Origin of the sequence: Caulobacter sp. 73W (assembly GCF_041021955.1) — a bacterium.
Classification (GTDB): Bacteria; Pseudomonadota; Alphaproteobacteria; order Caulobacterales; family Caulobacteraceae; genus Caulobacter.
In genome coordinates this window covers 553,869-569,347 of record NZ_CP158375.1, presented here as the reverse complement: position 1 = coordinate 569,347, position 15,479 = coordinate 553,869, and the positions used below count along the sequence as shown (strand labels likewise).

Annotated in this window: 12 protein-coding genes; 6 read left to right on the top strand and 6 right to left on the bottom strand. The window is 69.6% G+C overall.

All coding sequences use genetic code 11. The features are described 5' to 3' along the window. The first annotated feature begins 30 nt into the window (after nucleotides 1-30). Complete coding sequence (locus ABOZ73_RS02725) at nucleotides 31-1,374, top strand: PLP-dependent aminotransferase family protein (protein WP_369060512.1); 1,344 nt, start codon at nucleotides 31-33, stop codon at nucleotides 1,372-1,374. 52 nt (nucleotides 1,375-1,426) lie between these two features. Here the strand turns inward: ABOZ73_RS02725 and ABOZ73_RS02720 are convergent, their stop codons facing one another. From ABOZ73_RS02720 to ABOZ73_RS02710, 3 genes are all read right to left on the bottom strand, one after another. Beyond that, the gene (locus tag ABOZ73_RS02720) at nucleotides 1,427-2,353 is read right to left on the bottom strand and encodes an SH3 domain-containing protein (RefSeq protein ID WP_369060511.1); all 927 of its coding nucleotides are present in this window, start codon (nucleotides 2,351-2,353) and stop codon (nucleotides 1,427-1,429) included. A gap of 97 nt (nucleotides 2,354-2,450) precedes the next feature. Further along, complete coding sequence (locus ABOZ73_RS02715) at nucleotides 2,451-3,578, bottom strand: acyl-CoA dehydrogenase family protein (protein ID WP_369060510.1); 1,128 nt, start codon at nucleotides 3,576-3,578, stop codon at nucleotides 2,451-2,453. A 28-nt stretch (nucleotides 3,579-3,606) separates the two neighbouring features. Further along, a complete protein-coding gene (locus ABOZ73_RS02710) occupies nucleotides 3,607-4,812 on the bottom strand; it encodes an acyl-CoA dehydrogenase family protein (protein ID WP_369060508.1) in 1,206 nt (401 codons plus the stop codon). Nucleotides 4,813-4,960: 148 nt separating this feature from the next. On the opposite strand from ABOZ73_RS02710, the gene ABOZ73_RS02705 reads away from it, so the two are divergent. Further along, nucleotides 4,961-6,616 (top strand): phosphatidylglycerol lysyltransferase domain-containing protein, encoded by a 1,656-nt coding sequence (locus ABOZ73_RS02705; RefSeq protein ID WP_369060506.1) that lies wholly within the window; start codon nucleotides 4,961-4,963, stop codon nucleotides 6,614-6,616. Here the strand turns inward: ABOZ73_RS02705 and ABOZ73_RS02700 are convergent. Then, nucleotides 6,613-6,816, bottom strand: coding sequence for a hypothetical protein (locus tag ABOZ73_RS02700; protein WP_369060504.1), 204 nt, complete (start codon nucleotides 6,814-6,816; stop codon nucleotides 6,613-6,615). The two genes, ABOZ73_RS02705 and ABOZ73_RS02700, sit on opposite strands and share 4 nt — an antisense overlap. Nucleotides 6,817-6,964: 148 nt before the next feature. Between ABOZ73_RS02700 and ABOZ73_RS02695 the strand changes: the two genes are divergently transcribed. From ABOZ73_RS02695 to ABOZ73_RS02680, 4 genes are read left to right on the top strand one after another with little or no spacing between them, the layout of a single operon-like run. Continuing rightward, a complete protein-coding gene (locus ABOZ73_RS02695) occupies nucleotides 6,965-9,913 on the top strand; it encodes a peptidoglycan-binding protein (protein WP_369060502.1) in 2,949 nt (982 codons plus the stop codon). A 54-nt stretch (nucleotides 9,914-9,967) separates the two neighbouring features. Beyond that, a complete protein-coding gene (locus ABOZ73_RS02690) occupies nucleotides 9,968-10,888 on the top strand; it encodes a sulfite exporter TauE/SafE family protein (protein ID WP_369060500.1) in 921 nt (306 codons plus the stop codon). Then, entirely contained in the window at nucleotides 10,888-11,646 is a 759-nt protein-coding gene (locus ABOZ73_RS02685; RefSeq protein WP_369060498.1) for a TIGR02186 family protein, read from the top strand. The genes ABOZ73_RS02690 and ABOZ73_RS02685 overlap by 1 nt, the downstream gene beginning before the upstream one ends. Nucleotides 11,647-11,651: 5 nt before the next feature. Then, complete coding sequence (locus ABOZ73_RS02680; RefSeq protein ID WP_369060496.1) at nucleotides 11,652-12,101, top strand: DUF3429 domain-containing protein; 450 nt, start codon at nucleotides 11,652-11,654, stop codon at nucleotides 12,099-12,101. Nucleotides 12,102-12,234: 133 nt separating this feature from the next. Here ABOZ73_RS02680 and pdeM read toward each other — a convergent pair whose 3' ends face one another. Both pdeM and ABOZ73_RS02670 read right to left on the bottom strand, forming a co-directional pair. After that, nucleotides 12,235-12,900 (bottom strand): ligase-associated DNA damage response endonuclease PdeM, encoded by a 666-nt coding sequence (gene pdeM, locus ABOZ73_RS02675; RefSeq protein ID WP_369060494.1) that lies wholly within the window; start codon nucleotides 12,898-12,900, stop codon nucleotides 12,235-12,237. A gap of 47 nt (nucleotides 12,901-12,947) precedes the next feature. Beyond that, complete coding sequence (locus ABOZ73_RS02670) at nucleotides 12,948-15,437, bottom strand: ligase-associated DNA damage response DEXH box helicase (RefSeq protein ID WP_369060493.1); 2,490 nt, start codon at nucleotides 15,435-15,437, stop codon at nucleotides 12,948-12,950. Nucleotides 15,438-15,479: the final 42 nt, after the last annotated feature.

The window sequence follows — 15,479 nt, the reverse complement described above, 5'->3', positions numbered from 1 at the left end:
TCAATGTATGCATCTGGGTGGTTCATTGCAATGACGACCGACGAGGCGATCGCATCGGAACTGCGGCCGGAGGGCGGACCGGTCTATGTGCGCGTGGCCGACGCCATCCATTCGGCTGTGCTGGCGGGGCGACTGCAGCCCGGCGATCGCCTTCCGGCCCAGCGAGCCCTGGCCGCTCGGCTGGCTGTGGACTTCACCACCATCACCCGAGCCTACGGCTTGGCGCGCGAGCGTGGCCTGCTGGAGGGGGAGGTCGGCCGGGGCACCTTCATCCGTTCAACGGCCGGGGAGGAGATTCGCTCCGTCGTCGATCTGTCCATGAACCTGCCGCCGCAGCCGTTCGGCGTGTCGCTGGCGGCGGCCCTCGACGAGGAGATGTCGCGCATCCTCAAGCGCAGCGACCTTGCGGCGGTGATGGCCTATCGCGCGCCCACAGGGGCGGCGCCGGAACGGGCGGCCGGCGCGCGCTGGCTGGAGCCGCTGCTGGGCAAGGCGGTGGATGCGGCGCGCGTGGTGGTGACCGCTGGCGCCCAGGCGGGGCTGAACGCGGTGATGCAGGTTCGCCTGAGACCCGGCGACGGGCTAGTGGTCGACGACCTGACCTATCCCGGCCTGATCGCCGCCGCGCGGCAGCGGGGCCTGAGGCTGATCACCGTCGAGGCGGACGAGGAGGGGATGTCGCCCGATGCACTGGAGGCGGCTTGCCGGAATGGGGCGGCTAGAGCGCTCTATCTGGTGCCGACGCTCTACAACCCCACCGCCGCCACCCTGGGCGAGGAACGGCGGCGTCGCCTGGCGCAGATCGCCCGCCGCCACGACCTGACGATCATCGAGGACGACGCCTACGGCCGATTGCCCGACACGCCGACGCCAGCCGTGGCGGTGTTCGCGCCGGAGCGGACCTTTCACGTGGCCACCCTATCCAAGTCCCTGTCGCCAGGGCTGCGCACGGCCTTCGTGGTCGCGCCCGACGAGGCGGCGGCCAAGGCGGTGGCGGACGCCGCCCACGCCCAGGCGATGATGCCGGCGCCGTTGATGAGCGCGGTGTTCGCCGGCTGGATGCAGACCGGCGCGGCCGAGGCGCTGCTGGCCGGGGTGCGGACGGAGGCCGCCGCGCGCCGCGCCATCGCGGCCGAGGTGCTGCCCACGGCCCAGGGCGGCGCCAACAGCCTGCACGTCTGGCTCGACCTGCCGGCGCGCCTGGATCGGCTGGCCCTGGCGGAGCTGGCGCGGGAGCGGGGACTGGGCGTCGCTACCTCAGACCTGTTCGCGGCGGGCGCGCCGCCCAATGGCCTGCGTCTGTCGCTTGGCGCGCCAGGCACGCGGGCCAGTCTGACGCGGGGGCTGAAGGCGCTGGCCGAGCTGACGGCATAGAAAAAGCCGCCCGGCGGACCGGGCGGCTTCATTCGTCTGGCGATCGGCCGGCTTAGCGCGCGGTGATCTGGGCCGAGGAGACCCAGCCGCGGTTGCCGTTCTCGTCGTCCACTTCCATCCAGACGCCGTTGCGCTGGCCGGTGGGGTAGAGGACGTCGCCGGCGTCGACCGGGACCACGACCTTGCCAGTCGGGGCCGGGGTGGCGCGCAGGCTGAGGGCGACCTTGGCGGTCTGTCCGGCGGCCGGAGCCGCGGCGGACGCCTGGTTCGGGGCCTGGGCCCGCATGTAGTTCACCAGGTCCACATAGGCGTTGAAGTAGGCCGCCGTGATGACCTTGCCGATTTCGGTGTCGGAATAGCCGCCGGCCACCGCGCCGAAGCCGCCGCCGTAACCGCCGCCGCCCAGCGACAGGTCGGTTTTCTGGGCGGTGCCCTCGGCGATGTAGAGCTGCTCGGTGGTGCGGGCGTCGACCAGGGTGATCAGGGTGTGCGCCTGGGCCTTCTTGGTCTTCAGGTTGCCGGCCAGGAAGCCGACCGGACCCGGGATGAAGCCGCTCACGGCGCCCAGGTTCATGCCGCCGGCGTTGGCGTTCGAATTGGCGATGTCCGGGACGATGAAGAAGTCGGCGGCCTTGACCTGGCCCCTGCCGATGTTCGAACCGCGCGCCAGTTCGCCGCCCAGCTCACGTTCGCCCTGGCGCATGGCCAGGCCGCCGTTGCGGTCGACGATGCGCAGGCAGCCCGAGCGCATGGCGAACAGCTTCAGCAGGGCTTCCGGGTTGGACAGACCCAGCGAGGTCCACCACTGGTTTTCCGGCTCCTGAATGGCGGCCGTGCCCAGAGGTTGGGCGCACTTCGGAAGCTCCGGCGTCGCCGTGTTCTTCGGGCCCTTCTTGTCCATGCCGTATTGCGCGGCGGCGGGTTGAGCCAGGCCCAGCAGGGCCGTCGCCGCGACAGCGGCAGTCAGGATCTTTCGCATGTGTAATTCCCCAGATACGGGCGCCCGTGTAACGCAACGCCGTCCCCAGGCCAAGATCGCGCGGACCGTTGTTCGGTTAAAGGCTCGTAATGTGCGACTAAAAGCCCAAAACCCGCCCGTAACGATCGCGATGATACGTGGTCCCGCCGAACAACGCTTCCGCGATGCGAGCCCTTTTCATGTAAAGGCCCGCGTCGTGTTCATCGGTCATACCGATGCCGCCGTGCATTTGCACCATTTCGATTGAAGCCAGGTGCAGAATCTCGTTGGCCCGGGCCTTGGCCAACGAGGCGGTCGCGCGGGCGTCCTGACCGGCGTCGATGGCTTCCAGGGCCGCCTCGACGCAGGAGCGGGTCATCTCCAGGTCGGTGAACATCTTGGCCGCCCGGTGCTGCAGCGCCTGGAACGTGCCGATCACCTGACCAAACTGGGTGCGGGTCTTCAGATACTCGAGGGTGATCTCGAACGCCTGAGTCGCCGTGCCCAGCATCTCGGCCGCTAGGCCGGCGCGGGCGCGATCCAGGGTCGGCTCCAGAACGGCCCAGCCCTTGTCCGCTTCGCCCAGCACCGCGTCGGCGCCGACCTCGACGCCCTCGAAGGTGATCTTGGCCGCGCCCCGGCTGTCGGCCAGGGACAGGTGGCTGCGGATGACGCCTGGCGCGTCGCCGGCCACCAGGAACAGGGTGATGCCGTCGGTTCCCTTGCCGCTGGTGCGGGCGGCGACGATCAGCAGGTCGGCGGCCTCGCCGTCCAGCACGAAGGTCTTGGTCCCGTTCAACACCCAGCCGCCGCCGTTCTTCTCGGCCTTGAGGGCGGTCTTCTCCGGCGCGTGGTGGGAACCTTCGTCCACGGCCAGGGTGGCGACGATCTCGCCGCCGGCGATCCTGGGCAGCCACTCGGCCTTCTGCGGGTCCGAGCCGCCCAGCATCAGGGCGGACGCCGCCGTCAGGGCGGTGGAGATCAGCGGAGAGGCGGCCAGGGTACGGCCCGTCTCCTCCAACACCAGACCCAGGCTCAGATAGCCGAAGGCCGAGCCGCCATGTTCTTCCGGCACGATGACGCCGGCCCAGCCCATCTGGCCCATCTCGGCCCAGGTGGGGGCGTGGAAGGTGGCCTTGGACTTGCCGTCGCGCAGCTTGCGCAGGGCGGTGGTCGGGGCGTTCTCCTGGGTCCATTCTCGCGCGGCGTCGCGCAGCATGGTCTGTTCTTCGTTGAGCACGGCCATGTTGGTTTTCCCTTGTTCTCTATGGGCCTTATTGGTGGTCGAGCAGGCCGAGCACCCGCTTGGCCACGACGTTCAGGTTCACTTCGCTGGTGCCGCCCTCGATGGAGTTGCCCTTCGAGCGCAGCCATCCGCGCGTCACCGCCAGCTCATCCTTGGCGAAGCCTTCGCCCTCCCAGCCCAGGCCTTGCAGGCCCATGGCCTCGACCATCAGTTCGTACCGCTCCTGGTTCATCTTGGCGGCGGCGTATTTGATGATCGATACGGCGGCGCTGGGGCCCTTGCTAGCCTTGGACTCCGCCTCGGCCCGACGCACGGTCAGCATGAAGGCGTGGGCGTCCATGCGGTGGGCGGCGATGCGGGCGCGCAGGTCGCCGTCGTCGATGCGGCCCTGGTCGTCGACCCCGATCTCCTTCTTGGCCACCTCGACCAGGTCCAGACCGCCGCCGCCGCCGAAGCCGGACGCGGAGATGTTCTGGCGCTCGTACTGCAGCAGCCGCTTGGCGATGTCCCAGCCGCCGTTCAGCTTGCCGACCATCTGGTCCTTGGGGACCTTCACATTGTCGAAGAAGGTCTCGCAGAACGGGGACGAGCCGCTGATCAGCTTGATCGGCCGCGCCTCGACGCCCGGCGTCGTCATGTCGAACAGGACGAAGCTGATGCCCTCATGCTTCTTCGAGGTGTCGGTGCGTACAAGGCAGAAGATCCAGTCGGCCTGATCGGCGTAGGAGGTCCACACCTTCTGGCCGTTGATCAGGAAGTGATCGCCCTTGTCCTCGCACTTGGTCTGCAGGGCGGCCAGGTCGGAGCCCGCGCCGGGTTCGGAGTAGCCCTGGCACCAGCGGGTCTCGCCGCGAATGATCGAGGGGATGAACTTCTGCTTCTGCTCCTCGGTGGCGTATTCCAGCAGCACCGGGCCCAGCATCCACACGCCGAAGCTCATCAGGGCGGGACGGGCGCGGATGCGGCGCAGCTCCTGCTCCAGCACCTTGTTCTCGTCCTTGGACAGGCCGCCGCCGCCGTACTCCTTGGGCCACATGGGCGCGGTCCAGCCCTTGGCGGCCATGCGGTCCAGCCAGAGCTTGGCGTCGGGGTTCTTCCAGACGAACTTACGGCCGCCCCACGGGGCGTCGTCCTCACCCATCGGGGCGTTCAGGGACTCCGGATAGTTCTCCGCCAGCCAGGCCCGCGTTTCGGCCCGGAAGGCCTCCAGATCGGTTCCGCCGAAATCGGCCATGACCGTCCTCCCTCGATGATCTTGTCGTTGAGGCAAGCATGCCCTTGGCGCGCGCGGCGACGCAAGCTGATTCAAACGATTGTTCGCATCGGGGCGGTGCGTCATTGCAACGGTTGAGACTGTCACCGCCCGCGCGTACCCAAGGCGCATGACTCCGATCCGTGAGATTCGGGCGGCCCTGCTTGCGGTGGCGCCGACACTGGCCTCGATCCTGGCCGCCGTGGCCGGCGTCATGCTGCTGACCTCGGGCGCGACCCCATCGGAGCCGGAGCGCTTCGTCTTCCTGCTGCGCGTTGCGCCGCAATGGCTGATCGAGGCCAGCCACACCCTGTCCTCGATGATCGGGCTGCTGTTGCTGATGCTGGCCTTCGGCCTGCGGGCGCGGATCGACGCGGCCTGGTGGGCGGCGGTCGCCCTGTTGTGGGCCTCCACGATCCTGGCCGTGCTCAAGGGGCTGAACTGGGAAGAGGCCTTGCTGCTCGGCTTTTCCGCCGTTGTATTCTCGCCGCTTCACCCCGCGTTCCCCCGCAAGTCGCGGCTGATGCAGATGGAGCTGACGCCGGGCTGGATGTTCTCAGCGGTGGCGGTGCTGCTGGGAGCGTGGCTGATCGGGCGGTGGGCGTTCTTCCACGCCGACTATCGCAGCCAGCCGTGGTGGCGGGCTCTGGCGGATGAAGACTACATGCGCACGGTGCGCTCCTCTGCCGGGGCGGCGGTGCTGCTGCTGGCGATCGGGGTCTGGCGCCTGTTCGCCACCACGGCGACGCCCAAGGTGATCGGCGACGCCGACGAGGATTTCGCCAAGGTCCGCTCGATCCTGGCCTCGGCCGAGAACGCCGAGCCGGAGTCCAACCTGGCCCTGCTGGGCGACAAGCGCTTCCTGTTCTCGCCGTCGGGCCAGAGCTTCCTGATGTTCGGCGTGCGCGGGCGCTCCTGGATCGCCATGGGCGGGCCGGTGGGCCAGCGGGACGAGCGCATGGACCTGCTCTGGCGCTTCCGCGAACTGGCCGACGCGCATGGCGCGCGCACCGCGCTTTACGGCCTTGATCCCGAGGACCTGCCAGACGTGGTCGAGCTGGGTTTCTCCATCCAGAAGACCGGCGAAAGCGCCGTCGTTCAGCTGGAAGGCTTCTCCCTTCAGGGGCGCCGCCGCGAGGTCCTGCGCCGCAACTGGCGCAAGGCCGGCGAGGGCGGGGCGCTGTTCGAGGTGATCGAAGCCGGCGCCGCCGGGGCCGTGATGGAAGACCTGCAGGCGGTTTCCGACGCCTGGCTTGGCCGTCACGCCGGCGGGGAGAAGAGCTTCTCCATGGGCCGTTTCGACCCGCGCTATGTCTGCGAATTCCCCACCGCCCTGGTGCGGGTGGAGGGCAAGATCGTCGCTTTCGCCACCCTGTGGACGACGCCGGACAAGTCGACCTTCTCCATGGACCTGATGCGCTATTCTGACGGCGCGCCGCCCAACATCATGGACTTCCTGTTCGTGGAGCTTCTGCAGTGGGGCCGCGACCAGGGCTACGCCGGGTTCGAGTTCGGCGTCGCGCCCCTGGCGGGCCTGGAGGATCGCCGCCTGGCGCCGATCCTGTCGCGGGTGGGCCACCTGCTCTTCGAGCGGGGCGAGGACATCTACAATTTCCGGGGCGTGCGCCGGTACAAGGACAAGTACGATCCGCTGTGGCGGCCTCGCTATGTGGCTGCCCCGCACAAGTGGGTCATCCCGCTGCTGATGGCCGACGTCGGCCTGTTGTCCAGCGGCGGCGTGGCGGGCCTGACCAAGCGCCCCAAGGAGCCCAAGAAGGCCGCTTAGCGCCCGGTCTGCACGCCCATCAGATTGGCCAGGTGGACCAGCATCATCAGGGATCCGACCGCGGCCAGCATCATCATCGGCCGCCATGGAATCATGCGCGGGCCCTTGGCCGGGTTCGACGGCTGGGCGCCGCGCCAGCCGCAGAATACGGCGGCCGTCAAAAAGCCGATGGCGGCGATCACAGTGGTCGTCAGCGTCATGCCGCACACCTGCCCACGTCGGTTCCCGTATGCAAGCGTTCGTCCACAGACATTATCGTCGGACCCCAGATTTAGCGTTAACTCCGCGTTTACACACTAGGGCTCGCTGGCTAGCGTCTCGTGTGAAGAGTGCCTGGAGATCAATTCGATGAGCGCGGGGGCGCCGTGGAGCGTGAAGGGGATCGACCCCAAAGCGCGTGAGATCGCAAAGGATCTCGCCCGCCGCTCCGGCATGACGCTCGGTGAGTGGCTCAACCGCATGATCCTTGAGGATGATGCGCCGGACCTTGGCGACAGCGCCTACGGCGGCCGTCCGCAAGGTCACAACGTCCTCGACCATCCGCGTTCGCAGCGCGAGTCGCGGTTCGATCCGTCGGGCTATCCGCTGGACGAGGCCGGTCGCATCGCCCTGGCGCTGGAGCGCCTGTCCGAACGCATCGAGGCGGCCGAAGCGCGCCAGGCCCGCGCCGTCACCGGCATCGACCATTCCGTCCGCAACGTCATCGCCCGACTGGAGACGGCCGAGCGCGACGCCGTGGCTGTCGCCGCCCGCTTCGAGGGCGCGATCAGCGATCTGGGCCAGGAGCAGCAACGCGCCGCCGACCGCCTGCGTCGCATGGAGCTGGGCGGGGCCGACGCCGCCTCCACCGAGGCGATCAAGACCCTGGAAAGCGCCATCGGCAAGCTGGCTGGCCAGGTCTATGAGGGCGAGGCCAAGACCAAGATCGCGCTGGACGGACTGAAGACCTCGAGCGGGCGTGCGGTCGATACTGACGCCCTGGTCGAGGCCGTGGTTTCGCGTGTGGCCCAGCGGCTGGAAGCGGCGGAGGCCAAAACCGCCGACGCCCTGCTGGAGCTGAGCGCATCCTTCATCACCCTCGACGAACGCCTCAAGGCCGTCGAGGGCGGGGCGGGGATCGGCGGCGAGGGCCTGGGCGCCCTGGCCGCCGACCTCTCGCGCCGCATGGAAGCCGCCCGGGCGGAGATGACGGTCCAGCTGGAGAAGTCCGCCGGCGGCCGCCTGAACACCCTGGAAGCTTCCTTCCATACCCTGCAATCGCATGTGGAGGCGGCCGAGCGCCGCTCGACCGGCGCCCTGGAGCGCATGGGTCGCGAGGTGATGTCCATCGCCGGCGCCATGAACGCCAAGATCAAGGACGTCGAGGATCGCAACGCCGACGCCGTGGAGAAGATGGGGGCCGAAATCGCCCGCGTCGCCGCCACGACCGACGGCAAGCTGGCCCGCGCCGACCTTGTCCAGGCCCAGGCGCTGGAGCGCCTCGGCGGCGAGATCGCCCGCATCACCGAGCGTCTGTCCGAACGCATCGCCACGGCCGAGCAGCGCAACGCCCGCGCCATCGACGACGTGGGCGAGCAGGTGGCCCGCGTGGGCGAGCGCCTGACCGAACGCCAGGAACGCGTCACCAGCGAACTGAGCGAGCGCATCCGCCAGAGCGAGGAGCGCACGGCGCGCCTTCTGGAGGAAGCCCGCGAGAAGGTCGACGCCGGCCTGCAGGGCGCGCGCCGCCGTCTGGCCCATCCGGTTTCTGAGGCGCCGGCCGAAACGCCCGCGCCTGCGCCGACGGCCACCGCCTTCGTCTCCGAAGGCCTGGAGGAGCGCGCCGCGTCCTTCTCCGAGGGACGGTTCTCGTTCTCCGAGGTTGGGGTCGAGGATCATCGTCCGCCGCTGACCGCCCAGACCTTCGCGCGTCCGGCCGAGCCGGTCGCCGCCAAGCCTGAGCCGCAACCCGAGGCGGAGCCGGAACTCGCCTCGCTGTTCGAACCGGCGGACCCAGTCGAGTACGAAGACGATCCGCTGGCGGCCCGCTCGCCGGACGACCTCGGCTTCACGGACGAGGATTTCGACGCGGCCGACGGCTTCATCCCGCTGCACGAGTCCGAAGAGACGCCGGACGGTCGGGACCTGTTCGGCAGCGGCCAGAACTACCTGCTGACGCCGGAAGGCGATCCGGAACCGGTCCGCGTCCTGTCGACCCGCGAGGCGGTTGAGCAGGCCCGCGCCGCCGCGCGCGCCGCCCAGTCCAGCGCCGAGACGCGCCCCTTCGGCCTGACGCCGTCGGGTGGTTCGCGCTCGTTCTTCTCGGGCTTCATGGGCTCTCGCCGGGGCGGCCGTCGCGCCGGCTCGTCCATGCAGACCGTGGCCTTCTTCGGCGCGGGCGTGGCCCTGCTGGGGATGATGACCACCGGCCTGGTGCTGAGCAACAACTCCGAAAAGGCTGGGTCCAAGACCGACGGGACGGCCCCGCGCGCGCCGCTCGAGAACGCCCGCGCCGCCGTCGCCATCGCTTCGCCGACCGTCGCCCCGACCCTTGCGGCGTCGATCACCGAAGACCAGACCAAGGCCTATGAAACCGCCGTGCGCCGGATCGAGGCGGGCGACGCGACCGCCGTGGCGCCTCTGCGCAACATCGCCGAGGCCGGCCATCCGGCGGCCCAGTTCTACATGGCCAAGCTGTACGAGAACGGCGAAGGCGGCCTGAAGGCCAACCCGGCGGAGGCCCGTCGCTGGACCGAACGCGCCGCCCAGGGCGGCGACCGCAAGGCCATGCACAATCTCGGCCTCTACTACTTCGAGGGGCAGGGCGGTCAGAAGAACCCCGCCGTCGCCGCCGAGTGGTTCCGCAAGGCCGCCGATCTGGGCCTGGTGGACAGCCAGTACAATCTCGGCCGCATTTACGAGGCCGGCTTCGGCGTCGCCCAGGACGAGGCCGAGGCCTACAAGTGGTATCTGATCGCCGGCCGCGCCGGAGATGACGAGGCCCGCGCCAGCGCCGTGCGCCTGAAAGCCAAGCTGAACGCCCAGGTCCAAGCGACCGCCGAGCGCGCCGCCACCGGCTTCCGCGCGGCAGGAGCGGCCGCGCCCGCCGCCGCCATCGCATCGGCCAGCACCGCCACCGGGCTGGTCACGGCTCAGAAGGCCTTGTCGCGTCTCGGCTACTATCAGGGGCCGCAGGACGGCGTGTCGTCGCCGGCGCTTCGCCTGGCGATCTCCGCCTATCAGCGCGACCAGGGGCTCTCGACGACCGGCAAGGCCGATCCGGAGCTGGTTGCGCGACTGGCGGCCTTCGCGCAGTAAGACGTCAGGGGTGGCGTAGGACCGGGCGACCGGTCCGGGTGTGGAAGGCGTGGTTTGGACCTCTATCTGCCCATAGCGGAAGTCTCCGTGAACGCGCCCCTGCTCGTGGCGCTGGGGGCGCTGGTCGGCTTCATCTCCGGCCTGTTCGGCATCGGCGGCGGCTTCCTGATGACCCCGGTCCTGGTCTTCCTCGGCATTCCGCCGGTGGTGGCCGTGGCCTCGGAGGCCAACCACGTGGCCGCCTCGTCGGTCTCCAGCGTCATCGCCTATAGCCGCAAGCGGGCGGTGGACTTCCGCATGGGCGGGGTCCTGGCGTCCGGCGGCGTCATCGGCGCCTTCCTCGGGGTCGAGGTGTTCCGCCTGCTGCGCCTGCTGGGCCAGGCGGACTTGGTGGTGTCGGTCTCCTACCTGCTGTTCCTGGGCGTCATCGGCGGGCTGATGCTCATGGAGTCCCTGCGCTCCATCCTGCGCCGCCGCCGGGGCGAGGCGCCGGCCGCCCCGCGCGACCGACGGCCCATGTGGCTGTACGGCCTGCCGCTGAAGGTGCGGTTCCCCAAGTCGCGGCTCTATATCAGCGTGATCCCGCCCATCGTGCTGGGCGTCTTCGTCGGCATCCTGTCGGCCATCATGGGCGTGGGCGGCGGCTTCATCCTGGTGCCGGCCATGGTCTATCTGCTGCGCATGCCGGCCGGCGTGGTCGTCGGCACCAGCCTGTTCCAGATCATCATCACCACCAGCCTGACCAGCGTGCTGCAGGCCGGCCGCAACCAGACGGTGGATATCGTCCTGGCGACCCTGCTGCTGGTCGGCGGGGTGGTGGGCGCGCAGTTCGGCGCCCGCATGTCGTCCCGCTTCCGCGCCGAGGAGCTGCGGGCGCTGCTGGGCCTGCTGGTGCTCCTGGTCGGGCTGCGCATGGGCTTGGACCTGTTCATCCGGCCGGAAGACCCGTTTGTCCTGGTCTCGGGGGCGGGCTGATGGCGATCGACCTGCCGCCGCCGATCCCCGCCGTCTCCGCCGCCCTGACCGAGACCGAGGTCAAGGTCACCTCCGGCTTCCGCGGGGCCGACATCGTCATCTACGGCGCGGTCTTCGATCCCGCCCAGCGCCCCAGCGACGTGGTGATCCTAGTCAGCGGGCCCGAGCAACCGATTCGCCTGGCGGAAAAGAACCGCGTCGCCGGCGTCTGGTTGAACAGCCGCCCGGTGGTGTTCACCGGCGCGCCGGGCTTCTACATCGCCGCCTCGACCAAGCCGCTGAACCAGATCGCCAGCTTCTCGACCCTGCGCGAGCTGAACGCTGGCCTCGACCACCTGGCCATCGCCGCGCCGGAGGAACAGCGGATCGAGCGCCGCTACGGCGTGCGCGACATGGTCGTCAGCCGTCTTGGAGCGGACTATCTGGACTGGCGCCGCGCCGTGATCCGCCTGAAGGAGAAGGCCGGCCTCTACGCCGCCGAACCCGACGGTGTGCGCTTTGTCGACCGGGGCCTGTTCCGGGCGCAGCTCGCCCTGCCGACCGCCGCGCCCATCGGCAAGTACGACGCCCGCATCATTCTGTTCCAGGACGGTCGTCCCGTCTCCATCCGCGACCGCACCCTGACGGTGGAAAAGGCCGGCCTGGAGCGTAATCTTTATCTCTTCGCCCACCGGCGGCCTTGGATCTATGGTCTGGCTTCGGTGGCGATCGCTCTCTTGGCGGGCTGGGCCGCCTCCGTCGTGTTCCGCAGGAGCTGATCTTCATGGACCTGGCGACCAAGCCCCCCCGCGCGATCTGGATGCTCGGCGTCCTGACCATCCTGCCGCTGTTCGCCGCCTCGGCGGTGTTCTGCTTCGGCCCGTCGCATCTGCGCGCCGCCGGACTGGTCAGCCTGATCGCCTACGCCACCGCGCTGCTGTCCTATCTGGGCGGCATCCATGCGGGGCTGGAGATCGACAAGCCGCAACCGCGCTGGCTGGTGCTGGGCCTCTCCCTGGCCGCGCCGGCCATCGCCTGGCTGCTGCTGCTGGGCGGCGACAATTTCGGCCCGGTCTGGCAGATCGCCGGGGTGCTGACCGCGCTGCTGCTGCAATGGCTGTGGGACGCCACCAGCCACGACGGCCCGTCCTGGCGCCCGCGCCTGCGCACTTTGCTTACCGCCGGGGCGGCTATTGCTCTGGCGGTGGCGCTCGAGCAGGCGATGAGCCTGTAGACGAGACAAAATCCTCCCCCTCTGGGGGAGGGGGACCACGAAGTGGTGGAGTGGGCGAGACTAGGCTCTGACGCAGCAGACCCCCTCCGTCCCTCCGGGACACCTCCCCCCAGAGGGGAAGGATTTGTCGGCGCTAATCCGGCCGCAGCGACTTCCAGCCGACCGCATGGACCTTCCCACGCCCCAGCGCTCCGGCGATGGGCGCCGCCGCGAACAGGCCGGCGAAGGCCTTGTCCATGATGTTCAGGCCGCCGGTGAAGGCGCCGAAGGCCGGCATCACCAGCCGCCGCCCGTCGGTGACGAAGCACCGCCGCCGCACCGATCCGCCGCCCGCCGCCACCCGGGCGCAGGGATGCAGGTGGCCCGCGACCTCGCCCGGTTGCTCGCCCGGCTCCGGCTCATGGCGGAAGGTCAGGCCCGACAGTTCGATCTCGTCGATGATCTCGCCGGGCAGGGTCTGGGGCCCGTCTTCGTCGTGGTTGCCCACCGCCCAGACCAGGGTGCGGCCCTTGGCAAGACCCGCGATCCGCACGGCGTCGTCCTGCGCCAGCCGGTCCTCGGCCGTCCCGTCGTGGAAGCTGTCGCCCAGGAACACCAGCAGGGCCGGGTTGGTCGCCGCCAGCTCCCGCTCCAGCCGGTCCAGGGTCTCGCGGGTGTCATAGGGCGGCAGCATCTGGCCGCGCGCGGCGTAGGCGCTGCCTTTCTCGAAGTGCAGGTCCGCCACCACCAGGGCGCGCTCGGCCTCCAGCCACAGGGCGCCGGAGGCGCGCAGCACCGGCTCGGCCCCATGCAGGCCCACGCGCAATCCTCCGCAAGGATTGGCGGCGAAACTGAAACGGCTCGAACTCAAGCCAGCGCCTCCGCGATCAGGTCGGCTTCGGCCTCGGCCAGGATGGCGTCGCCCGCATCGCCCAGGTTCACCCGTTCGCGCCCGATCTCCAGCATGATCGGCACGGCGAAGGGCGAAACCTTGGACAGGGCCGCATGCCGGATGCGGCCCTTGATGCGCCGCAGGAACCCCGCCACGCGCGCCACGTCGATGAGGTCGGTCGCCGCATCCTGCCGCGCGCACTTCAGCAGCAGGTGGTCCGGCTGGTGCTTGCGCAGCACGTCGTAGATCAGGTCGGCGCTGAAGGTCACCTGCCGGCCGCTCTTCTCCTGGCCGGGGAAGCGCCGCTCGATCAGCCCCGCGATGATCGCCGCCCCCTTGAAGGTGCGCTTCATCATGTAGCTTTCGTCCAGCCACGCCTCCAGGTCGTCGCCCAGCATGTCCTGGTCGAACAGGGCGTCGAGGTCGGCCTCGTCCAACGGCTTCAGCGCCCAGATGTTGACCGCGTAGTCGTTGGCCACGAAGCCCAGCGGCTGCAAACCGGCCCGCTCCATTCGCCGGGTCAGCAGCATGGCCAGAGTGTTGTGCGCATGCCGTCCCTCGAAGCTGTAGCAGACCATGTGGTGCCGCTTGCCGCGCGGGAAGGTCTCCACCAGCAGCTCGTCCTCGGACGGCAGGGCCGAGCGCGCCTTCTGGTAGCCGAGCCATTCCTGAACGTCGGCGGGCAGGGCCTTCCATTCCCGCTCGTCCGACATCATCCGCCGCACCCGCTGGGCGAGGTAGGTGGAGAGGGGGAACTTCGACCCGCCCCATGACAGGATCATGGGGTTGTCCTTGGGCGCCGGGCTGACCAGCACGTCCTCGCCGACGATGGTGTTGAAGCGCCAGACCTGGCCCGCGAAGACGAAGGTGTCGCCGGCCTTCAGCTGCTCGAAGAAGCCTTCCTCCGCCTGGCCGATCTTGCGCCCGCCGCGCTTGCCGATGGCGACCTTCACGTTCAGCGTCGCCGCCGACAGGATCGCCCCGACGTTCAGGCGATGACGCTGCGCGGTTTGGGCGTTGCGCACGCGCCAGAGGCCGTCCTCGCGGCTTTTCACGATCCGGCGGAAGCGGTCATAGGTCTTCAGCGCATAGCCGCCGGTCGAGACGAAATCGACCACCTGTTCGAAGTCTTCCCACGACAGGCCGCGATAGGGGCCGGCGGTGGTCACCTCGTCGTACAAAGCCACAAGGTCGAACGGCTCAGAACAGGCGCAGCCCATGACGTGCTGGGCCAGGACGTCCAGCGTGCCGGTGCGGCGCGGCTCGCCGTCCAGGGCGTTCTCGACGATGGCGTCGGCGGCGGCCCGGCATTCCAGCATCTCGAAGCGGTTGGCCGGCACCAGCAGGGCCTTGGACGGCTCGTCCAGCCGGTGGTTCGAGCGCCCGATCCGCTGGACCATGCGCGAGCTGCCCTTGGGCGCGGCCAGCTGCACCACCAGGTCCACGTCGCCCCAGTCGATGCCCATGTCCAGGGTCGAGGTGCAGACGATGGCTCGCAGATCGCCGCGCGCCATGGCCGCCTCGACCTTGCGCCGCTGCTCCGCCGACAGGCTGCCGTGATGCAGGCCGATGGGCAGATCGTCGTCGTTCAGGGCCCACAGCTCCTGGAACGCGAACTCCGCCTGGAAGCGGGTGTTGACGAACACCAGGGTGGTCTTTTGCCGCTTGATGATCTCGTACAGCTCGGCCATGGCGTGCTCGGCCGTATGCCCGGCCCACGGCACCCGCCCGCCGCTGACCAGCACCTCCACCTTGGGCGTGACCCCGCCCTGGCCGAAGACGATGTCGACGTCTGAGCCGCTCTTCTCCTGCCCCGCTTGCGGGGGAGGAGAAGCAGGCGACAGCCACTCCGCGATCAGCCCCGGATCGTCCACCGTCGCCGACAGGCCGACCCGCCGCATCTGCGGCGCGAACTGCTGCAGGCGCGCCAGGCCCAGCGCCAGCAGGTCGCCGCGCTTGTTGGGCCACATGGCGTGGACCTCGTCGATGATGACGCAGCGCAGGTCCTCGAAATAGGTCCTCGCGCCTTCCCAGGCGCAGAACAGCGCCAGCTGTTCGGGCGTGGTCAGCAGGATGTCCGGGGGCTTCAGCCGCTGGCGGGCCTTGCGCGCCTCCCCGGTGTCGCCCGTGCGGCTCTCGGCCACGATGGGCAGGCCCATCTCGCGGATCGGCGCCATCAGGTTGCGCTCGACATCCACGGCCAGCGCCTTGAGCGGCGAGATGTACAAGGTGTGGACCCCGCGCAGGGGGCCGTTGGACGGCGGCCGCTCGGCCAGTTCGATCAGGCTGGGCAGGAACCCGGCCAGGGTCTTGCCCCCGCCCGTGGGCGCGATCAGCACCGAATGCCGACCCTCGCGGCCCTTCTGCACCATGGCCAGCTGATGCGCCCGCGCGCTCCACCCACGCGAGGCGAACCAGTCCGCGAAGCGGGGAGGCAGAAGGGAAGAGGGCGCCGAGCCGTCCATGCGACGGCTATAACACGTTCCCCTTATGTTTCGATGCGGCGG